This window comes from Erythrobacter sp. (assembly GCF_030066995.1).
Lineage (GTDB): Bacteria > Pseudomonadota > Alphaproteobacteria > Sphingomonadales > Sphingomonadaceae > Erythrobacter.
Genome location: NZ_JASJAP010000005.1, coordinates 105,562 through 125,894 on the forward strand (window position 1 = coordinate 105,562; position 20,333 = coordinate 125,894).

The following is a 20,333-nucleotide window of genomic DNA, read 5'->3' on the forward strand; positions in this document are numbered from 1 at the left end:
CTGCATGAGCGATAGGGTCTCTCCGACAATGGTTTCCGACGCATCGGCGAATTCCGGTGCTGGAGAGGGGCCATCGGTGTTCGAGCTGCCGGAAGGTTACGAGGCTATCCGCAGCGACCCGAAAACCCAGTTCGAGCCGTTGCTCATCAAGAAGCTGACGCCGCGTGAACCGTCATGGCTTGAATTGTTGGTGCAAGATGCTTTTGACTGGCTTGGCGACCTCTTCTCGCCCATTGGCGGGTCGCTTTCGACAAGCTGGCCGGTCCTTCAATGGGTTCTGGTGGCAGCGCTTGTGGCTTTCGTGGGATATCTTGTTGCGCGCCTGATCGGCCCTTTGGCCATTCGCAGGGACGCCGAAGCCGAGGGTGAAATCGAGGAACCCGCCTGGCAGCCCGATCGCCAGGAGAGCCTCGCACTGCTGGAAGACGCGGATCGACTGGCAGCCGATGGGCGCTATGGCGAGGCGGCGCGCTTGCTGCTGCGGCGCAGCGTGGGCCAGATCGCGTCGGCGCGCCCGGATTGGGTCGAACCCTCCAGCACCGCGCGCGAAATCGCCGCGCTTCCCCGCCTCTCGGACGCCGCTCGGCGCGCGTTCGCGGTGATCAGCGAGGCGGTTGAAAGGAGCCTTTTCGCGCTCCAGAGCCTCTCGAAAGAGGACTGGGAACGCGCCCGGACTGCCTACGCCGACTTCGCGCTTGCTCGCATCGACGCTGGCCGGCCATCCACCCCATCGACGGTCGGCGCTCACGAATGAGCCAACGATCGGCCACCCCATTCAATCAGGCCGGCATGCTCGCGCTGCTGGTCGTCGGTTTCGGCGCGTTTATCGCGATCCTCTATTTCCTCGCGAGCGGAGACGCCGGGGCGCAAGACAGCAACAACGGAGGCGCGCACGCAGCGGCAAAGGGGTTCAATGGTTACTCCGCGCTCGTTGAACTGGTCGAGGCGGATGGGATGAACGTGGATGTCTCGCGCAACCCCAGCGATCTTGAAACCACGGACCTGCTTGTGCTGACCCCGCCGCGCTTCGCCGATCCGCAGGAACTGGCCAAGGTGATCGAGGCGCGCGAATATCTGGGGCCAACGCTGGTGATCCTGCCCAAGTGGAGCGTCATTCCACCGAATTTTCTGATCGAGGCCGAGGATGAGGATGATATCGAGGACGGCTGGGTCTACTATGGAGCGCTGAGCCCGCCGCTCTGGGCGGATCAAGCCGAAGGGCCACTTGCGCTGGGCGTTGCGCGCGGCCCAGTGGCGCAAATCCCGGCACCGATCGACGAGGGCGACACCGCCCAGCCCGAACCCGAGGCGCAAAGGGCCTTGACCCAAACGCAGGGGCGCTCCCCCGGCAACGGCTTCACGACGCGTGGCCAGATCCGCGGGATTTCGGGCAAGCTTCCCACCAATCAAGGTCTGTTTGCCAAGCCCAAGATGCCGCACATTCCGCTCGTCTCCAGCAAGGATGGGCGACCGCTTGCGCTCGCACTGCGGTACGACACCGAGGAATACGACGCGGCAACGAGCGCGGAAGAACGCGACGAGATCGAGCTCGCGCAGGACAATTGGGTGGTGTTCCTCCTTGAGGCGGACCTGATGAACAATTGGGGGCTTGCGAACCGCGATCGGGCGAAGACGGCGCTTTCGATCGTGCGGATCATGGGCGATGGCTATAACGACAACGTCGTCTTCGACCTTACCTTGAATGGGTTTGGTGGCACCATGAACCTGCTTACGCTGGCTTTTCAGCCGCCGTTTCTGGCCGCGACGATCTGCCTCCTGTTTGCTATCTTTATCGTGGGATGGCGCGCGTTCCTTCGGTTTGGTCCTTCAACCCTCGGCGAACGCGGAACCGCTTTTGGCAAGGCGCGCCTCGTCACCAACGGGGCCGACCTGATCGTTCGGGCGGGCCGATTTGGTCTGCTGGCCGAACCTTACATTGCGCTCAACGCGCGTCGCCTGGCGCGCGCTCTTGCTCTCCCAAGGCCTGACCCGAACGCCATTGACGAGGCCCTTGCGGTCCGCGATCCAGCCGCCCCGTCTTTTACAGCGCGCGCCGATGCGCTGCGCGCAGCCTCCAAGCCGACCGATATCCTGCGCGCCGCCCGCGCGCTCAACAGCCAGGTCAAACCGTCCTAAGGGGAACACTTCCGCATCATGAGCATGACCCTCGACGAACTGCGCGCGCTCGCAGAAAGCATCCGCGCCGAAACAGCCAAGGCCATCGTCGGTCAGGACGCGATGATCGATCACCTGCTGGTCGCCATGATCGCGCAGGGGCACGTCCTGATGGAAGGGCCTCCGGGAACCGCCAAGACCTTCCTCGCGCAGAGCTTCGCCACGGCGCTGGGGCTTGACTTCGGGCGCATCCAGTTCACCCCGGACCTGCTCCCGGGCGACATTCTCGGTTCCAATCTGTTCAACTTTCAGACGAGCGCATTCACGCTCACACGCGGTCCGATCTTCTGCGAATTGCTGCTGGCCGATGAGATCAACCGCACACCGCCCAAGACGCAAGCCGCCTTGTTGGAAGCAATGCAGGAGCGCCGCGTGACCCTCGACGGGGAAACGCATAGGCTGCCCACCCACTTCATGGTCATCGCAACACAGAACCCGATCGAGAACCAGGGTGTCTACCCCCTTCCCGAAGCGCAACTCGACCGGTTTCTGTTCAAGCTCCTCGTACCCTATCCTGCCGAAGCGGAAGAGGCACGGATCGTGGCCAGTTACGGCCAGCGTCAAGGGCCTCAGCGCCCCGCCGAGCTTGGCGTCGAGGCGGTGGCCGACGCCGCGACACTGACAGCCGCTACAGCGGCCTTGCAGCAGGTCAGCGTGGCCGAGGAGATCACCGCGTATATCGTCCGCCTTGTCAGAGCCACGCGCGAGCATTCCGAACTGTCGGTCGGGGCCAGCCCGCGCGCCGCAGTCCTGTTAGCCAACGCCGCCCGAGCGCGCGCAGCGCTTGATGGGCGAGCCTACACGATACCCGATGATGTAAAGGCGCTCGCGGTTCCAGTGCTGCGCCATCGCTTGACGCTTTCCCCCGCCGCCGAGATCGAAGGCCGCGATCTTGAGACGCTGGTCGCTGAGCTGGTCGAAAGCACCGAGGCACCGCGTTAAGTCTGCCCGTGTTGTCCCGCCTCTCGTTTCTTCTGGGCAAGATCCCGCCGCTGCCGGTCGTACCGACGCAGCGCGCGGCGTGGATAATCGCCGCCTTCGCGCCTCTGGCTCTGGTAATCGGGGCGGTGTCCCCCGGTCTCTGGATTATCGCCCCCGTTGCGGCGGTGGGCCTCATCGCTCTGATCCTGATCGACGCGATGATCGCCGGCAAGGCGCTATCCTGGGAGGTCGATTGCCCGGTCGACACCGAAGTGGGCCAGGCGACAACGATCAGCCTCAGCGCGCGATTTCGCGCCGGACGCGTCTACAGCGCCAAGGCCGCTCTCGCGCTTGACCCGCGCATCGCGCCGGGAGGGCGTGCCGCCTTCGATCTTGCCGAGGAGCCGCAGGACGCCGGCTATCTGGGATCGGCCACTCTTTTTCCCGAGCGCCGGGGAACGGCCGACCTGTCAAAGGCGTGGCTTCGCTGGACAGGTCCGCTTGGTCTGGGCGCGCGGCAGGTTACGCTCACGCTCGACAAGGCGGTGCGTATCTGGCCCGATCTCTCGCCTGTGCGTTCCAAAGAGTTGCAGACCATCCTACGCGACGCGCAAACCGGTCTCATCGCGCGGCGCATCCGCGGAGAGGGCACCCAGTTCGAGGCGCTGTCCGAGTACGAGTCCGGCATGGACCGCCGTCGGATAGATTGGAAAGCAAGCGCGCGTCACAATCATCTTTACGCGCGCGAGAACGAGAGCGAGCGCAACAACCAGATCGTCTTTGCCTTCGATTGCGGGCAGGCCATGTGCGAGCCGGTCGACGGCATGCCGCGTATCGATAGGGCGGTCTCAGCGGCTCTTGCGTGCGCCTATGTCGCTTTGAAGGGCGGTGACAGGGTCGCGCTTTTCGGCTTCGCGCAGCGCCCGCAGATCATGACCCCTTTCATAAGCGACAGCCGGGCGTTCAATCGCCTGCAAGGCGCGGCGGCGGGGCTCGATTACACGGCGGCTGAGCCCAACTTCACGCTGGCGCTGGCCACATTGACCGCGAAATTGCAGCGTCGATCGCTGATTGTCCTGTTCTCCGACTTCACCGATTCCACAGCTGCGGAGTTGATGATCGAAAGCCTTGGGCGTCTTGTTGAAAAGCACCTGGTCCTTTTCGTGACCATCGCCGATTCCGAGCTGGAAGGCTTTATGGACGAAGAACCGGGCGACATCGCAACCTTGGCGCGCAGCGTAACGGCGGAGACACTCAGCCACCAACGCCGCCTGGTCCTTCAGCGGCTGCGCCAAATGGGCGTTGATGTGATCGAGGCCCCTTGGCGAAAAATCGGATTCGACCTGATTGACCGCTATTTCCTGATCAAGAATTCCGAGGCGATCGGATGAAGGCTCCCAAAGTGATCGGCTCGCTTGGCGCCTTTTTCGGCCGCGCCGCGCTTTCGGCTCCCGCGGATATCGAATCTGCCGCGCTGCGCTCCGATCGCTTTCGGCTGGAGCGCGAGGGCGATTGGCGCCGGTTGGAAGATATCGTCGCACGCATGGAGCGCGGGGGGCTGAGACGCGTCGACGATGAAGACCTTCTGGCGCTGCCGACCCTCTATCGCACCGCTGCTTCCAGCCTGTCGGTCGCGCGCGAGACCTCGCTGGATCTCGCCACGCTGCGGTATCTGGAAGGCCTGGTCCAGCGCGCCTGGTTTCAGGTCTACGGCCCGCGCAAAGGCATGTCGGGATGGCTGCGCGATTTCTTCCTCGGTGGGTGGAGCCGAGCGGTGCAGGCGCTATGGCTCGATATCTGCATCGCGCTGTTTGTCATGGTTGCTGGAGCCGTTACCGGATGGGCGCTCGTAAACCACGACAGGGAATGGTTTTATCGGCTGGTTGATGAGCGCATGGCGCAGGGGCGCGTTCCCGGCGCCAGCCGCGAGAGCCTGGAAGCCACTCTCGCGGTCGAGCAAGAAACGAGCGGATTGTCGGCCTTCGCCGCCTCGCTGTTCAGCAACAATGCGGGCGTATGCATTATGGCCTTCGCGCTCGGATTTGCGTTTGGGATCCCCTCGCTCTTGCTGCTGGTGCAAAATATGGCGCTGCTGGGCGCTTTGGTGTGGGTCTTTGGCAGCGTGGGGCTTGGCTATCAGCTTGGTGGATGGTTGAGCATTCATGGGACAACCGAGCTTTTCGGCATCTTGCTGTCGGGGGCAGCGGGGCTCCATATCGGCCGTTCGATGGCCTTCCCTGGGACCGCCAGCCTGCTCGACGCGGCTTCGGCCGCCGGTCGGCGCGCCGCAGTGGTCATGCTGGGCGTGGTCATTATGATGATCGTCGCCGCCTTGCTTGAGGCGTTTCCCCGCCAGCTCGTGGAAGGCGCAATGGACCGTTATCTGATTGGCGGCTTCTTTCTTGTTTTCTGGGTCAGCTACTTCTTCCTGTTGCGCGTGCCCGAACCTGACAGCCACGCGGCGCGGAACGCCGACGCGATCGGGGTGGAGACATGAAACCTAGCGCACCCTTGGCCGCGTCCCGTTCCTATATCGAGGGGGAAACCAAGCGCTCGCGCGCGATCGTGACGCCAGAGGGTATCGCGATCCCCACCGTCGTCGCTTCCCGCAGCGCGCGTGTCGGAGCGTTGATGCTTGATCTGTTGATCCTGTCGTTGGCACTCTTCGTGTTTGACCTGCTCCTCGATCTTCTTGCCGGAGGGGTCTGGCGCGGCGCGCGCACGGAACCGCTTGGTCAAACATCGGCGGTGCTCGAGCTGCTATACGTGATCGGCGCGATCGTCGGCTTTGCAGCGTGGTACGCCTATTTCCTGGCTCAGGAGCTCGGTCCACGCGGCGCGACGCTAGGCAAGAGGATACTCGGCATACGCGTCGCCGCGCGCAATGGCGGGCGACTGACCCCCGAGGCGGTGATTGCTCGCAATCTCCTGCGCGATGTCGAAATCTTCTATCCGATCGCGTTCATGTTCTTCACCTTGAGACTCAGTCTGATGGGCGAGGTCAGTTCGGGCCTCCTATGGGCCGCCATGATCTGGTTTTTGCTGTTCGCCCTCTTCCCTTTCTTTAACAAGGACGCCTTGCGCGCGGGCGATATAATCGCCGGAACCTGGGTCGTTGAAGCGCCGAAGACGAAGCTCGCCGATGCGATGTCGGCACAGGGCGCCGCCACTATCGAAGGATCAAGCGAGCTAACCGGTGTGCGCTATCAATTCGGTGAGGCCGAGCTGTCGGTTTACGGTGAGCACGAACTGCAAACGCTTGAAAGAATGCTGCGCGATGGGAATGACGAGGCGCTCTTTGCCGTACACGAAACGATCTGCCGCAAGATTGGATGGGACCCCGGCGCAGGCGACGAACGCGCGTTCCTAGAAGCCTTTTATACCCAGCTGCGCGCGCGGCTGGAAAACGATATGCGCTTTGGCAAGCGCAAGGCGGACAAATTTTCGTGAGCCCATCCTACACCATCGCTACGGACCCACTCACAAGCGACGCAGTGCTGGGGCTGTTGCAATTCCATCTTGATGAGGTGCAAACGTGGTCCCCGACCTGCAAGGTGCACGCGCTTCCGGCCGATCGGCTCAAGCAGCGCGATGTCACCTTTTTTACAGCTCGTGACGGGGGAACGCTGGCCGCGATCGGCGCGCTGAAAGATCTTGGCGATGGACGCGGTGAGCTAAAGTCGATGCGCGCTGCGCCGGAGTATCGCGGGCGAGGTGCGGGAGAAGCGATCCTGCTTGGTCTGATTGAGGAGGCGCGTGCGCGCGGCTATCGCTGGCTTGGGCTCGAAACCGGTCGACCGCGCCAGTTCACCGCCGCACGAAGACTTTACCAAAAGCATGGATTTGCCGAGTGCGCTGCATTTGGCAACTACATTTCGGATGAATTCAGTCTGTGTATGGAGAGGCACTTGTGAGCATTAACCGGCGTGATTTTGTCCGCGGCGCGCTGGCCACCGGGGCGGCGCTAGGCGCTTCTGCCTGCGTACCGCCCGATCAAAGCCCCTCGGGACGCCTGGTGGCGCAACTCAGGATTATCGAAGCCGCAGCGAACGGCACGTTGGGGGTCGAGCTGTTTGACACAGTGGAGCGAATGTCCATCGGTCTGAATTCGGCCCGACGTTTTGGCCATTGCTCTTCGTTCAAGCTGTCGCTTGCGGCCAAGGTGCTGGCCGATGACGCGGGCGGGCTGATCGACGCGGATCGACGCGTCACCTGGACGACGGACGACCTCATGCCGGTCTCGCCCTTCACCACCAAGCGGCTGGAAGACGGCGCGACGCTGCGCGAACTCGCCGAGTTTACGCAGAAATATTCGGACAACGCGGCGGCGAATATCCTGCTGCGAGAGCTTGGCGGGCCAGCCGCCTTGACCGCGTTCTGGCGAGAAATCGGAGATCAGACCAGCCGCCTCGATCGCACGGAGATGGAGCTCAACAACGTACCGGTCACAGAGTTTCGCGACACCACGACGCCCGCCGCAATGGCGCGCACGGTGGCTAGGCTCGTTTATGGTGACGTCCTTCCCGACGCGCAGCGCGAAACGCTCAAGCAATGGATGATCGACACCACGACCGGCGTGCGCCGAGTGCGCGCAGGGCTTCCCGAGAGCTGGCTGAGCGGTGACAAGACCGGCACCTCGTTGTGGCCCGGAATGGGCAGTCTGTACGTCGATATCGGCTTCGTCGAGCCGGCTCGAACCGCTCCGATTACGTTTGCTGCGTATTTCCGTGCTCGAGAGCAATCGGACGGGATCGATCCGGCGGCGGAGGAGGCACTCGCAAGGGTCGGCGAAGTGCTGGCCACGATGGGCGAGAAGCAAGACTGGATACCGTTTTGATTACGAGAACCCACCGGGCGAACCGGCACGGCCTGGATACTGATCGCCGCGACGCGTCGCGCGGCAAAGCGCGGCATCGGACGCCCGCAGCCTATTGGGAGCTGCGGCCGATCTTGGAGGCAAGAGGGGCGCGGGTAGAGGAGCTTTGACATCTTCTCCCTTCCCCATGGGGAGGGGCCGGGGGTGGGCGGACCAAGCCATCGATCAAAGACCACCCTTCCCCAACCCCTTCCCTTGAGGGAAGGGGCTATAGGGCCAAGACGCTCAATGATCGGGCGTTGCGGACGGCTCGCCCGTTTCCGCCCCGCCAAAGACCGCCACTTCGTTGAGCCCCTCGCTGTTCGCTCGCCCGCGATACATCCCGCTTGTGTTGAAGCTGAAAACCGTGTGGCCGTTGGGCGTAACAAGAATGATACCGCCGTCGCCGCCGAGCTCTTTGACTTCGGCCATGACATTATCTGCTGCGTTTTGCGCAACCTTCTCCGACGCGAAATAAGCCGGTAAGTCTGATGGATCATAATCTTCGGCTAGCGCCTCATCAGATACGACTTCACTCAGTGTATTTATGAGCGCCTCAAAGTCGATCATTCTTCCAAATCGGAGCCGCGTACAAATCTCCTGCGCTACGCCCACGCGAATAAAATACTCGCCCCAGCCGGTCGCCGAGACCGCGCAGCTGCGATTGTCGGCGTAGGTACCCGCGCCAATCACGGGCGCGTCGCCGATGCGCCCCCAACGCTTTCCGGTCATGCCTCCCGTCGAGGTGCCCGCTGCAAGGTTCCCGTCCTGATCGAGCGCCACCGCGCCCACCGTGCCGAACTTCAGATCGACGTCGAGCGCGGAGAGCTCTTCGGCTTTCATCCGCTCCAGCGATCTCTTGCGGCTCTCCGTCTCGAACCACTCCGGCCCCGCCGTCTCAAGGCCCTGCCCGCTCGCAAATTCCTCGGCGCCCTCGCCCATCAGGAAGACGTGCGGGCTGTCTGTGCGAACCTTGTCGGCGAGAAGGATCGGGTTCTTGATCGTAGTGACGCCAGTCACCGCGCCCGCGCTGCGATCGCGCCCATCCATGATCGAGGCGTCGAGCTCGTTGCGCCCCTCCCAGGTAAACACCGCGCCGCGCCCGGCGTTGAACAGCGGAGAATCCTCCATCGGAATGACCGCGGCCTTGACGGCGTCCATTGCGCTGCCACCCTCGGCCAGCACCTTCTTGCCCGCATCAAGCGCGGCTTGCAGTGCGGCCTCGTACTCCGCCTCCTTTTCCGGCGTCATCTGATCGCGCGCAATGGTCCCCGCCCCGCCGTGGATTGCGATCGACCAGCGGGGCGCGTCGTGATCGTCCGTTTCTGCCGAAGCGGGATTGGCGATAAGCGCGAGCGTCGCGGCAAGAACCGCGAAAAAGGATCGTGTCTTCATGGGCGAAAGAGCTATCCTATCCATCACCGACACGCCAGCGCGAGAATGGGAAAATGAACGGGAGAAAAGTATGAGCGCCTTGGGGAAGCATTCGACAACGGACGATGTCCTGCAGGGCGTCGATCTCTCCGGCAAAACGGTGTTCATCACCGGCGCCAATTCGGGGCTGGGGCTGGAAAGCGCTCGCGCCATGGCCGCCAAGGGCGCGCGCGTGATCATGGCGGGGCGCGATCCGGAGAAGCTCGACGCGGCGTTCAGCGGCATTACCTCGCTGATACCCAAGGCGCGTCTTGAGACAATTCTCGTCGATCTGGCCTCGCTGGAATCGGTGCGCACCTGCGCCGCGCAAGCGCAAGAGCGGCTCGAGAAGATTGACGTGCTTGTAAACAACGCCGCGGTGATGGCCTGCCCCTTGAACCACACAGCAGACGGGTTTGAGATGCAGTTCGGCACAAACCATCTCGGCCACTTCGCGCTCACCAATGGCCTGATGCCGCTCGTGCTGGAAGGCGTGGGCTCGCCGGGTAGCGGCCGGATCGTCAATCTGTCGAGCCGCGGCCACTTCATGTCGGATGTCGACCTCGACGATCCGAATTTCGAACGGCGCGACTACAACGAATGGATCAGCTATGGCCAGGCGAAGACGGCCAACGCGCTGTTTTCCGTAGGATTGGAGAGGCGGTTTGCGGATCGCGGCGTCCATGCGATCGCCGTGCATCCGGGCGGGATACAGACCAATCTCGGGCGGCACCTTTCCGAGGAACAAGAACAGGCGCTGATCGATCGCGTGACCACGTCGGACCCTGACTACGAATGGAAAACCATCCCACAAGGGGCTGCAACGCAGGTTTGGGCCGCAACCGCTACCGAACTTGAAGGCCGCGGCGGGATATACTGCGAGGATTGCCGCGTGGCCGAAGTGGATGACGAAAGCCGGGCCAAAGGCGTGCGATCCTATGCCCTCGACCCGGCACGCGCAGACGCCTTGTGGACCCTTAGCGAAGAATTGACGGGCGAAAGCTTTGGCGCCTAGCCGCGCTTAAGAAACTGCTTGAGCAAGCGGAACACGTCCTTCGCCTCGCGTGTTCGCGTGATGGCCATGAAGACATGCGGACACGCTTCGTATTCGTACAATTTGGCGTCCACGCCCGCTTCGCGGAGGCGCCCGGTAAAGCTCCGCGAATCCACGATGAAAAGATCATGTCGCCCCGTCCAAATGCGCGTCGGAGGAAGCGTCTTGAGCGCGTCCGCAGGCAAATAGAGCGGGCTGCATTCAGGCGACGCGGGATCGCGCGAACCGGCGAACATCCTGCCGCATGAGCGCAGCGTGCCGATCTTGAGCATGATATCGTGAGGCTCGACCGCCGCGATGGCGGGATCGGCCAAAGTGACATCAAGCCACGGGGCAAAAAGCGCCAGGCGCCCGGCTTGCGGACCACCCGAAGCGGCCAAGCGGACCGCCAGGCTCAGAGCCATGTGACCGCCAGCGCTATCGCCGCACAAAACGATCCGCGCCGGATCGTGAGCCTGCGCGAGATCGGCGAACACGGCGTCGGCAAGCGCATCCTGATCCGACGCCGACGCCTCGGGGACTACATCGTACATCGGCACAGTTACGCTGACGCCCACCCGCTCGACCAGCGCCTGAGCCAGCGGCCAGTGCTCCTTGAACATGGGCAGGACGAAACCCCCGCCGTGGAAGTAAAGCATGTGCCATGCGCCCGGCCCTGTCTTGGGATGCAGAGTAACGACCTCGCACCCATCTACGCTTCGTTTCTCAACGTCGAAGCGCCGCTCAAAACTCCCGGGCATTTTTGCATCAGTCGGTTTCGTGCGGGTCGCCATCATTGCTTCAAAGTCGGCGGGTGCGTGCGGGAAAACCGGGCGGCGCTTGTTCATGAGCCAGGTGACGGCACGCATCGCGAGGCTTGGCTTCGCGCTGCGCAATTCGATGGAGGTGTCGGTCAGCATGGTCTTGGCTCTACTCCTTGACCTGAAAGAGTGCCGCGCGCTCAGCGCAAGTCAAGCGCGGAAGCCGGTGACGATACCTTCGCCAAGCCATTGCCCCAACATCGCGCCAGCTTTCTGAGCGGCCTCGGTAATGGCGGCCTCATCCGCGTCATCGCCGGCCACAAGACCGATGAGATCGCCATACCGCGCGCCCGTTTGCACAGCGATGAAGGCCTGTGCTGTGTCGGCGCTGGTCATGATGAATGTCGGCCTTTCGCCTTCACGCCAGACAAGGCACCCTTGAGGCGTCTCGTAACCCCGCAAATCCCTGTCTTCACCCGGCTCATCCAGCGACTTCCACAGCGCGGTCATATCATGGGTGACGAGGCGCGCCGCCGCTCGTGGCTGAAAGGTCAGTTCCAGGCCCATCCACTCCGCATCGCCAAAGCTCGCGCTTGCCTGTGCAAAGTCTTGCGGTGTCACCGCCTCCGAATTCGGCGCATCGGCCAGTTCGAGCATCGTCCATTCCAGCCACGCGAGTTCGGACACCTCCCGATTGTTGGGGAAGAGATCCGCGCAGGTTCGGTCAAATCCCTCGCCCGCTGCATCGATTGTCCAGTGGGACGGAGGATTGGCGATCGCATGGTTGATGCAGGCGGTGCGAAAGCCTTCCTCTCCGATGTAACGGGCGGTGCGCTCGTACGTCTCTTCCAGCGCGCTCATCAACGCGCTGCGGTAATTGCCACGATAGACCGACAATCCAAGCGCGTGGCTATCGCCCCAGCCCTTTGGAAGCGGGGCTCCCTGATCGAGGATCGCGCGCATGAACGCAGCCTGTTTTGCAGCCAGCGTCTTGCGGTCCGTCATGCAGGTTCCAGCACGCCGGAGGCGCTGCGCGCGCGGTCGAGTTCGTAGAGCAAATCGGCAAGCGGAGGGATGTTCTCATCGCGCTCGATCATCGTGGCGACCGGCTGCTCAATCAACGCCATGGCATCGCTGTACAGCGCCCAGACCGGATCGCTGACTTCGCGATCGTGCGTGTCAACGATTACGGGTCGCTCAGCGGTTGACGGGTCGTGTCCGGCCAGGTGGATCTGGCGCACCCGGTCAAGCGGCAGGCCAGCAAGATACTCCTGCCCTGAGAAACCGTGATTCTGGCTCGCGACATAGATGTTGTTGACATCCAGCAGCAGATAGCAGCCTGTTCGGCGTGCCATCTCGCTCAGAAACTCCCATTCGCGCATCTCATCTTCCGGGAAAGTGAGATAGCTGGAAGGGTTTTCGAAGAGCATTGCGCGGCCAAGCGCTGCTTGTGCCTGATCGATATTGTCGCACACAACCTCAAGCGCTTCGTCCGTCAGTGGGAGAGGCAACAGGTCGTGGCTGTTGTGCGCACTGGTCCGGGTCCAGCAAAGGTGATCGGAAATCCACAGGGGCTCAACACGCTTGGCCAGCGCTTTCAGGCGCTTGAGATAGTCAGGTTCAAGGCCGTGCGCGGACCCGATGGACATCGAAACACCGTGAAGAATAACGCTGTGCCGCTCCCGGACTTCTTCAAGGATCCGAAGCTGCCTTCCACCTTCGATCATGTAGTTTTCGCTGATCACCTCTACAAAGTCGACGGGCACCGTGTCCGGACCCAGGAAATCGTCATAGTGCGGGCGGCGCAAGCCGAGGCCAAAACCACCGAACGGGGGGATCGAAGAGAGCTCTTGGGGCATACTGTCCCTACCTTATCGTGAAATCCATCCGAAGGGCAGCCTATGTCGCAGCGCGCCTTTCACGAGCAGCTTCGTGTTATTTGCTCGATGCGTTACAAGGGATGGGATGCGTGTCAGGGACCGCGCGACGAGGGGAAGTGTGGATGCAAAATCGGCGGCGTCAAAACGCATGGCCTGAAAATTTCTGTAACCGATAGCCGACCGCGGGCGAATGGCCTGTCAGACCGAGCAGACAACTCAGCTCGACGTCTTTGGATTACAGATTTTTGGAGATACGCCATGAACAAGACTTCAATCGCCAGCCTCGCCGGCCTCGCTCTTACCGCCAGCGTTGCCGCTGGGCTCGCCGCTTCTCCGGTTGCCGCCGCTGGCGCCAAGGAAAAATGCTACGGCGTCAGCCTCGCGGGCAAAAACGATTGCGCCGCCGGGCCGGGAACCAGCTGCGCCGGGACCTCTACCCGCGACTATCAGGGCAACGCCTGGAAGTATGTCGACAAGGGCTCTTGCGTGAAGATCAAGACGCCCAAAGGCAACGGCTCGCTCAAGCCCATCAAGCGATAGACCCACACTTGGGCCTCGCGCAGCGGTGCAGGCAAAACGCCACTGCGCGACAGCAGCCCAACAGGAGGATACAATGAACGCAATCGCATCCCTCTATCAGCGGGGCACCGACATTCTTTCCGGGACCTTTTTCGAAAGCGTCGCGCTGCTCTTCACCCGAGTGGCACTGGCCGGAATCTTCTGGCGCTCGTACCAAACCAAAGTGGAAGACGGCACATGGCTTACGATCAGCGATGTCCAGTATTTCATATTCGAGAACGAGTTTGCCGGCCTCCCCCTGTCGCCCGACATCGCGGTTCCGCTGGCCACCTACGCTGAATTCGCATTCCCGATCCTGCTGGTCGCCGGGTTGGCCTCGCGGGTTTCGGCCGCCGCCCTCATGGGAATGGCGCTCGTTATCCAGCTGTTCGTCTTCCCGACGATGGATCACTTCCTCGGCTGGGCGATCACCGTCATCGCGATGGCCGCGTTCATTATCAGCCGAGGACCGGGCGTGTTTTCGCTGGACGCTCTTTTGAGCCGCTTCACGAATGTCAATCCGGCTCCCATGGGCGAACTGAAAGCCGCCTAAATGGTTGCCGACGAGCCCACTTTCGCTCGCCTCATGGTCGCGGCACAGGACGGCGACAAGGCCGCCGGTAATGTGCTGTTGACCGAGGTGGGCGTCTGGCTTGAGCGGTATTTCCGCCGCCGGGTGCCTCCCCATCAGATCGACGATCTGGTTCAGGAGGTGCTCATCGCGTTCTACACAAAGCGGGCCACATGGGACCCGACCCGTCCGTTCCTGCCGTGGCTTGCCGCCATTGCGCGCTATCGCTGGGTGGATCACCTGCGCAAGGTGTACAAGCATGACGGCAAGGAACTGATGGAAGACGACGCCGTAGAGGACAGCGACGAAGAGGTTGTCATGGCGCGGGTCAGCCTTGATCGGCTCATGAAACAATTGCCTGACAAGCAGGCGCGCGTGATTGAAATGGTGAAGATCACCGGATTGTCGATCCGGGAGGCCGCTCAAAAGACCGGGCAAAGCGAAAGCCTGGTCAAAGTGAACATCCATCGTGGGCTAAAGAAGCTGGCGGCGATGGTGGAGAAAGTTGAATAGCTATGGAAAAGCAGTCCACACGCGAAGACCTGATCGCGGCCCTTGCGCAAGATATGACCCCGGTCGAACGGGTGAAGCCCGCGCAAGGAGCCGGACTTATCGCGTTCGCCACCCTGGTGGCAGGCGTGGCGTGCATTGCGATCTTCGAATTCTGGACAGGAATGGTGACGGGAGAAGCTTCGGCCTTCTACTGGATAACCAACGGCCTGCTGCTGCTGCTTGGCGCGGCGAGTACGTCCGGAGTGGTGGCAAGCGCGCTGCCGCGCGTGGGCTCGCGTGGCAACGCGCCCTATTGGAGCGCCGCCATGCTGGCCGTGGTGCCGATTGCCGCGATCATCACCGTCGTTTCGCTCGAAGCCAATCACGATCATTCGAGCGCCGTGCCGAGCGTGCTCGCCGATCCGGCGACCTGGTATTGGGAGTGCGGCCTTTACGGGACGATCGCCGGTGGTGTTATAGCCTTGGCCAGTGTCCTCTATCTGCGGCGCGGCGCGCCTGTTTCACTGGAGCGTTCCGGCTGGCTCACCGGTCTGGCTGCGGGCTCTCTGGGCGCTCTGGCCTACAATATCACGTGCCCGCTCGACACGGTGGCCCATGTCGGGATCTGGCACACCATCCCGGTGCTGGTCTGGGCTGTTCTTGGGCGCTTGGTCGTTCCGCCTCTGATCCGTTGGTAAAGCCATTCTTGACCGGGCTTTAGCGGACCGCACGGAGTTTGGGCTGAAGAGCGTCTTTGCTGGCCATTCGCCAACACGGGTCAATGACCACCGTAGCCCACGCACTGCTGGAACCCATTACCCGCCCCTCAATGCAAGAGGTTGGCACAGAGGGCCGCGCAGATACCGCGCTTGATGCGATCAACGATATGCTTGAGACCGTGCGGGCGCACCTCGACATGGATGTTGCGTTCATTTCGCGTCAGATCGGCAAGACGCACCGCGTGTTTACCCACGTCGCAGCCGCGCGCGAAGAACCGTTGTGCGCGGGCGCAATGAACGAGAACGACAACAGCCTATGCTGGCTTGTGATCGAAGGCCGCCTGCCTGAGAAAATGTGCGATACGAGCCAGTTCGAATTTGCCCGCTCCTTACCCGTGGTCGAGGATCTGGATATCCGCTCGCATTTCAGCGTCCCGATGAAGCGCAAAAACGGCCAAGTCCATGGCAGTTTGTGTTGCTACAGCCATCGCCCGCGACATGAAATTACCGAACGCGATATGCGCTTGCTTCGCTCTGCCGCAGCGCTCGTCAGCGATCAGATCGAGGGACGCATCGAGCTTGAAGAGCAGAAAAAGGCTGCACTGGATGAAGTCGAGACATCCATTAGAAGCGGCGCGCTTTCTGTCGCGCACCAACCCATTGTCGAGATCAACACGGCAAGACCGGTCGGCTATGAGTGTCTGCTGCGCCTGGAAGGCAACTCCGGGTCTTCGCCGACGGCGCTGTTCGAGCGGGCGCGAGAAGCGGGGCAGACTTTCGAACTGGAGATGCACGCAGCCTCGCACGCGCTTGCAACTTTGGAGCGGGCGAAAGAAAACCAGTTCATCTCTATCAACGTGTCGCCCTCGACCATCATAACCGACGCCTTTGCTTCGATGATACCGGACGGTTTTAAGGAACGGCTCGTTATCGAGATCACGGAGAATCACGCGATCAGGGATTACTGCGCCGTGAAGCGTGCCGTGGGGCGAATACAAAACAAGGCCAAAGTCGCGATTGACGATGTGGGCGCGGGGTTTGCCGGTTTGAGGCATCTGGTCGAACTCGATCCGGACATTATCAAGATTGATCGCGACCTGATTGCTTCGGTTTCGACCGATCCCGCGAGGCGTGCGCTCACATTCGCCTTGTCGCAATTTGCCCTGGAGACCCGATCCACCTTGATCGCCGAAGGCGTAGAGACGCAGGACGATCTGGCCGCGCTCAGGGATCAAGGTATCCGATTTGCGCAAGGCTTTGCACTGGGGCGGCCCAGGTGCCTGAAGCTTCGGCAGACCGTTTAGCCCTTGCAAGCGGTCACTGGCCCTCTGTTGCCTATATGACATTGCCCCGTCACATTGGCGCGACTATATCCGCCTCATGGCTTCTGTAAGACCCTGGCGCGACATTGAGCGGCGTGAGTGCCGCCAGATATTGGTTGGCGATGTACCGGTGGGAGGGAACGCCCCGATCACCGTGCAGACGATGACAAACACGCCAACCGAGGACGCAGCGGCAACGATTGACCAGATCCGGCGTTGCGAGGAGGTGGGCTGCGACATCATCAGGGTGTCGTGCCCGACCGAAGAGGCCACCGCGGCCTTCCCCCTTATAACGCGCGCGGCCAATATTCCGGTCGTTGCCGACATTCACTTCCACTACAAACGCGGGCTGGAAGCCGCCGATGGCGGCGCGGCGTGTCTGCGGATCAATCCGGGCAATATCGGCGGCAATGACCGCGTGGCCGAGGTCGTTCGGGCGGCGAAGGCGAATGGCTGCGCGATCCGCATCGGCGTCAACGCCGGCTCGCTGGAGCGGCATCTTCTGGAAAAGTACGGAGAGCCGTGCCCGGAAGCGCTGATCGAAAGCGCGCTTGACCACATTAAATTACTGCAGGATCACGATTTTCATGAGTTCAAGGTCGCGGTCAAGGCCTCGGACGTCTTCCTGGCTGTGGCCGCCTATCACGGTCTGGCGGACGCGGTGGACTGCCCTTTGCATCTTGGTATCACCGAAGCAGGCGGCTTGATCGGCGGGACTGTCAAATCGAGTATCGGAATGGGCTCGCTGCTATGGGCTGGCATTGGTGATACGATCCGTGTCTCGCTCTCGGCGGAGCCGGAAGAAGAGGTAAAGGTCGGCTACGAAATGCTCAAGGCGCTGGGCCTGCGCACACGCGGCGTTCGCGTCGTTTCGTGCCCGAGCTGCTCGCGCCAGGGCTTTGACGTGATCCGCACAGTCGAAACCCTCGAAAAGCGCCTTGAACATATCAAGACGCCCATGAGCCTCAGCGTCCTGGGCTGCGTCGTTAACGGCCCCGGCGAAGCGCGAGAGACCGATATCGGCCTCACCGGCGGCGGCTCTGGCAAGCATATGGTCTACCTCACGGGTATGAAAGCGCACACGATCGATGACGAGGATATGCTCGATCACATCGTGAAACTGGTCGAAGAGAAAGCCGCGAAGATCGAGGCCGGCGAAGCGGTGGCCTTCGATCCGCACACGGCCGAAGCTGAAGCGGCGGAGTAGCATGTCGCAGAAAGCGCCCTCCGAGCCAACGGCCACACAAAAGGCCATGGTCAAGCAGGCCTCCGCCGGGGTGGTTTCAACCGGGGCAGCGAGCGCGGGAGCAATGGCCATTGGGGCACTGGCGCTCGGTGCCCTTGCGATCGGCGCCTTGGCCATTGGAACGCTGGCCATTGGTCGGGTCCGCATTCGCAAGGCCCGCATCGATCGACTGACCATTGGCCGTATCGAGATCGAGGAAGGCAACGCGTCCCGATGATCAAGCCGATCATTGCCGGAATGCTCGCAGCCTTGGTGCTGACCGGCTGCGCGGCCCTGGTCAAAACGGCTAGCGGTCACCCCCATGACTATCCCGAAGCGCGATCCTACACCGTGTCCGAGGACGCTGACGCTGAGGTTGACGCCGCGCTCGCGCGCGCCGCAGAAAACGGCAAACGCGTGATGCTCGTCATCGGGGCCAATTGGTGTCACGACAGCCGCGCGCTCGCCGGATGGCTCGGGACCGAGCGGTTCGCCGCGCTGATTTCAGAGCGGTACGAACTCGTCTTCGTCAATGTCGGAATGCCGCAATCGGGCGATGGGCATAACATCGCCATCGCGCAGCGCTTTGGGCTGTCAAAGTTGCCTGGAACCCCCAACCTTCTGGTCCTGACCGCGCAGGGTCGGAGCGTAAACGCAGACACCGCGACGTCATGGCGCAACGCAGCCAGCCGCGACGAGGATTCGATCTACGCCGAACTGGAACGGCTCTCCAAACAGCCCGTTTAAAGCGGCAAGGTTTCGCTGCCGATGCTCCACGTCGTCCACCACGCCGATTACATGGCTCCGCGGCCCGAACGCGGGACGTTCAAGTTCGACAAGTACTACCTCGTGATGGAGGAATTGCGGGCAAGCGCAGCACCAATGACCGAGCACGCGCCGCAACCCATGCCGCGCAAATGGCTCGAGGCGGTGCACGATCCGGCCTATGTGGACGAGGTCTTCCGCGCCGAGGTCCCGCGCGACAAGGAACGCCGCATTGGTTTTCCGGTGACCACCCGCATCCGTGATCGAGTACGCCACACGAATGGCGGCACCTGGCTCGCGGCGCAGCTGGCGATGGAGCACGGCTACGCCGCCAACAGCGCGGCGGGCAGCCACCACGCGCTCGCGAACACAGGGGCCGGCTATTGCGTGTTCAACGATCTGGCGGTCGCCTCCAATCGCTTGATCGCTGAAAGCGATGCCAGTCGGATCTTGATCATCGATCTGGACGTCCATCAGGGCGATGGCACCGCCAGCCTGACCGCCACGCGCGAGGATATCATTACGCTTTCACTCCACGCGGAGAAGAATTTCCCGGTGCGAAAGGCGCGCTCAAGCATCGATATCGGGCTTGAGGACCACACCGATGACGAGGCCTACCTTAACGTCCTCGCAAAGACACTGCCGGAGACCTTCGATCGGTTTCGACCCGATTTCGTGTTCTATCAGGCGGGTGTCGATCCCCATATCAATGACAAGCTTGGGCGCCTTGCCCTGAGCGATGATGGCCTCGCCCGGCGTGACCGCTATGTCGTCGGGCAAGCGCGAATGCGCGGCCTTCCCATCGCCTCGGCTCTGGGTGGTGGCTATGGTGATGACCAGCGCGAAGTGGCGGCTCGCCACGCGCGATCCATGCTGACCATGGCCGCTGAGAACGTGCGCTTTGCCTGTGCTTGAGGGCTTCAGTCCGATTTAACCTGTGCCCGCTAATCTGAAGCCGTGCTCGGACGTTACGCCTTCTTTGCGATCGCCATCTGCGCGTTTGCGGTCTTCGCCGTTCCGCGCGCCGATATTTCGGACGCGGTCGAAGCCGGGAGCGTCAACGCCTCGGCATTCAAGGCGGATTCCTCCGAGGTTTCGGGAGCAGCCGACACGGCCGGATCGCATGCCAACTGGTATGGCGCAGACCACACTCTTTCGCGCCAAGGTGACGGGCACTTTTACGCCTCGGCATCGGTCAACGGCGCATCGGTGCGGATGCTGGTCGATACCGGCGCAAGCGTGATTGCGCTGACCGGTGATGATGCGATGGCCGCCGGCATACTCTGGGACCAGCACGAGGTTTCCCCCGTAGCGCAAGGGGCTAGCGGCGCCGTCTACGGTGTGCGTACGCGCCTGCGCGAGGTCGAGATTGCGGGAATGCGCGAACGCAATGTCGAAGCGATCATCGTGCCCGAAGGCCTCGGCGTTTCGCTGCTCGGCCAGTCCTATCTGAGCCGCCTCTCCCGCGTCGAGATCAGCGACGACAGGATGCAACTGAGCGCGAACTGAGGATCGCCCAGGGCTCCGGATATCGAGCGCACCCACCGCAACCGCATCGCGCGCGTCTTGAGCGCGGCACGGGATGAACTTGCGATCGCCCAAACCCATGATTGGCGCGCCAGTGTGAGCGGGCGGACACACGA

At 62.3% G+C, this 20,333-nt stretch carries 23 protein-coding genes; 19 read left to right on the forward strand and 4 right to left on the reverse strand.

Annotated features, from left to right (window positions below; genetic code table 11):
* Positions 1 to 28 precede the first annotated feature (28 nt).
* From QNI87_RS12145 to bla, 8 genes are read left to right on the forward strand one after another with little or no spacing between them, the layout of a single operon-like run.
* The gene (locus QNI87_RS12145; RefSeq protein ID WP_300596848.1) at positions 29 to 754 is read left to right on the forward strand and encodes a hypothetical protein; all 726 of its coding nucleotides are present in this window, start codon (positions 29 to 31) and stop codon (positions 752 to 754) included.
* Positions 751 to 2,136 carry a DUF4350 domain-containing protein gene (locus QNI87_RS12150; RefSeq protein ID WP_300596850.1) on the forward strand — a complete coding sequence of 462 codons (1,386 nt, stop codon included), beginning with the start codon at positions 751 to 753 and terminating at the stop codon, positions 2,134 to 2,136. Before QNI87_RS12145 ends, QNI87_RS12150 begins: the two co-directional genes overlap by 4 nt.
* Positions 2,137 to 2,154: 18 nt before the next feature.
* Positions 2,155 to 3,117: a MoxR family ATPase gene (locus QNI87_RS12155; RefSeq protein WP_300596852.1), complete on the forward strand. Its 963-nt coding sequence runs from the start codon at positions 2,155 to 2,157 to the stop codon at positions 3,115 to 3,117.
* Between the two features lie 11 nt (positions 3,118 to 3,128).
* Positions 3,129 to 4,487 carry a DUF58 domain-containing protein gene (locus QNI87_RS12160; protein WP_300596854.1) on the forward strand — a complete coding sequence of 453 codons (1,359 nt, stop codon included), beginning with the start codon at positions 3,129 to 3,131 and terminating at the stop codon, positions 4,485 to 4,487.
* Positions 4,484 to 5,593 (forward strand): stage II sporulation protein M, encoded by a 1,110-nt coding sequence (locus tag QNI87_RS12165; RefSeq protein WP_300596856.1) that lies wholly within the window; start codon positions 4,484 to 4,486, stop codon positions 5,591 to 5,593. The genes QNI87_RS12160 and QNI87_RS12165 overlap by 4 nt, the downstream gene beginning before the upstream one ends.
* Positions 5,590 to 6,546 (forward strand): RDD family protein, encoded by a 957-nt coding sequence (locus QNI87_RS12170; protein ID WP_300596858.1) that lies wholly within the window; start codon positions 5,590 to 5,592, stop codon positions 6,544 to 6,546. Before QNI87_RS12165 ends, QNI87_RS12170 begins: the two co-directional genes overlap by 4 nt.
* On the forward strand, positions 6,543 to 7,010 hold the full coding sequence (locus QNI87_RS12175) for a GNAT family N-acetyltransferase (protein WP_300596860.1): 468 nt from the start codon (positions 6,543 to 6,545) through the stop codon (positions 7,008 to 7,010). The genes QNI87_RS12170 and QNI87_RS12175 overlap by 4 nt, the downstream gene beginning before the upstream one ends.
* Positions 7,007 to 7,933, forward strand: coding sequence for a class A beta-lactamase (gene bla / locus QNI87_RS12180; protein ID WP_300596863.1), 927 nt, complete (start codon positions 7,007 to 7,009; stop codon positions 7,931 to 7,933). The genes QNI87_RS12175 and bla overlap by 4 nt, the downstream gene beginning before the upstream one ends.
* Positions 7,934 to 8,197: 264 nt before the next feature.
* On the opposite strand, the gene QNI87_RS12185 is transcribed toward bla, so the two are convergent.
* A complete protein-coding gene (locus QNI87_RS12185; protein WP_300596865.1) occupies positions 8,198 to 9,346 on the reverse strand; it encodes an isoaspartyl peptidase/L-asparaginase family protein in 1,149 nt (382 codons plus the stop codon).
* A gap of 70 nt (positions 9,347 to 9,416) precedes the next feature.
* Here QNI87_RS12185 and QNI87_RS12190 point away from each other — a divergent pair, with 70 nt between their 5' ends.
* Positions 9,417 to 10,379: an SDR family NAD(P)-dependent oxidoreductase gene (locus tag QNI87_RS12190; RefSeq protein WP_300596867.1), complete on the forward strand. Its 963-nt coding sequence runs from the start codon at positions 9,417 to 9,419 to the stop codon at positions 10,377 to 10,379.
* On the opposite strand, the gene QNI87_RS12195 is transcribed toward QNI87_RS12190, so the two are convergent.
* From QNI87_RS12195 to QNI87_RS12205, 3 genes are read right to left on the reverse strand one after another with little or no spacing between them, the layout of a single operon-like run.
* Positions 10,376 to 11,317: an alpha/beta hydrolase gene (locus QNI87_RS12195; protein WP_300596869.1), complete on the reverse strand. Its 942-nt coding sequence runs from the start codon at positions 11,315 to 11,317 to the stop codon at positions 10,376 to 10,378. The genes QNI87_RS12190 and QNI87_RS12195 overlap by 4 nt on opposite strands.
* 51 nt (positions 11,318 to 11,368) lie before the next feature.
* Positions 11,369 to 12,163 (reverse strand): DNA-binding domain-containing protein, encoded by a 795-nt coding sequence (locus tag QNI87_RS12200; RefSeq protein WP_300596871.1) that lies wholly within the window; start codon positions 12,161 to 12,163, stop codon positions 11,369 to 11,371.
* Positions 12,160 to 13,017, reverse strand: coding sequence for a DUF692 domain-containing protein (locus tag QNI87_RS12205; RefSeq protein ID WP_300596873.1), 858 nt, complete (start codon positions 13,015 to 13,017; stop codon positions 12,160 to 12,162). Before QNI87_RS12205 ends, QNI87_RS12200 begins: the two co-directional genes overlap by 4 nt.
* A gap of 279 nt (positions 13,018 to 13,296) precedes the next feature.
* Between QNI87_RS12205 and QNI87_RS12210 the strand changes: the two genes are divergently transcribed.
* The 10 genes from QNI87_RS12210 (at position 13,297) to QNI87_RS12255 (ending at position 20,199) form a co-directional block, all read left to right on the forward strand.
* Complete coding sequence (locus QNI87_RS12210; protein WP_300596875.1) at positions 13,297 to 13,578, forward strand: DUF2282 domain-containing protein; 282 nt, start codon at positions 13,297 to 13,299, stop codon at positions 13,576 to 13,578.
* A gap of 73 nt (positions 13,579 to 13,651) precedes the next feature.
* The gene (locus tag QNI87_RS12215; protein WP_300596877.1) at positions 13,652 to 14,149 is read left to right on the forward strand and encodes a DoxX family protein; all 498 of its coding nucleotides are present in this window, start codon (positions 13,652 to 13,654) and stop codon (positions 14,147 to 14,149) included.
* A complete protein-coding gene (locus QNI87_RS12220; RefSeq protein WP_300596879.1) occupies positions 14,150 to 14,680 on the forward strand; it encodes a sigma-70 family RNA polymerase sigma factor in 531 nt (176 codons plus the stop codon). It abuts the gene before it with no gap.
* Positions 14,681 to 14,682: 2 nt separating this feature from the next.
* Complete coding sequence (locus QNI87_RS12225) at positions 14,683 to 15,357, forward strand: DUF1109 domain-containing protein (protein ID WP_300596881.1); 675 nt, start codon at positions 14,683 to 14,685, stop codon at positions 15,355 to 15,357.
* Between the two features lie 83 nt (positions 15,358 to 15,440).
* Positions 15,441 to 16,682, forward strand: a complete 1,242-nt coding sequence (locus tag QNI87_RS12230; RefSeq protein WP_300596883.1) for an EAL domain-containing protein — start codon at positions 15,441 to 15,443, stop codon at positions 16,680 to 16,682.
* Positions 16,683 to 16,758: 76 nt separating this feature from the next.
* Positions 16,759 to 17,907 (forward strand): flavodoxin-dependent (E)-4-hydroxy-3-methylbut-2-enyl-diphosphate synthase, encoded by a 1,149-nt coding sequence (gene ispG / locus QNI87_RS12235; protein WP_300596884.1) that lies wholly within the window; start codon positions 16,759 to 16,761, stop codon positions 17,905 to 17,907.
* 1 nt (position 17,908) lies between these two features.
* On the forward strand, positions 17,909 to 18,163 hold the full coding sequence (locus tag QNI87_RS12240; RefSeq protein WP_300596885.1) for a hypothetical protein: 255 nt from the start codon (positions 17,909 to 17,911) through the stop codon (positions 18,161 to 18,163).
* Positions 18,160 to 18,672 carry a thioredoxin family protein gene (locus QNI87_RS12245; protein ID WP_300596887.1) on the forward strand — a complete coding sequence of 171 codons (513 nt, stop codon included), beginning with the start codon at positions 18,160 to 18,162 and terminating at the stop codon, positions 18,670 to 18,672. Before QNI87_RS12240 ends, QNI87_RS12245 begins: the two co-directional genes overlap by 4 nt.
* 21 nt (positions 18,673 to 18,693) lie before the next feature.
* Entirely contained in the window at positions 18,694 to 19,605 is a 912-nt protein-coding gene (locus tag QNI87_RS12250; RefSeq protein ID WP_300596889.1) for a histone deacetylase, read from the forward strand.
* Positions 19,606 to 19,647: 42 nt separating this feature from the next.
* Positions 19,648 to 20,199, forward strand: coding sequence for a TIGR02281 family clan AA aspartic protease (locus QNI87_RS12255; protein ID WP_300596891.1), 552 nt, complete (start codon positions 19,648 to 19,650; stop codon positions 20,197 to 20,199).
* The last annotated feature ends 134 nt before the right edge of the window (positions 20,200 to 20,333 follow it).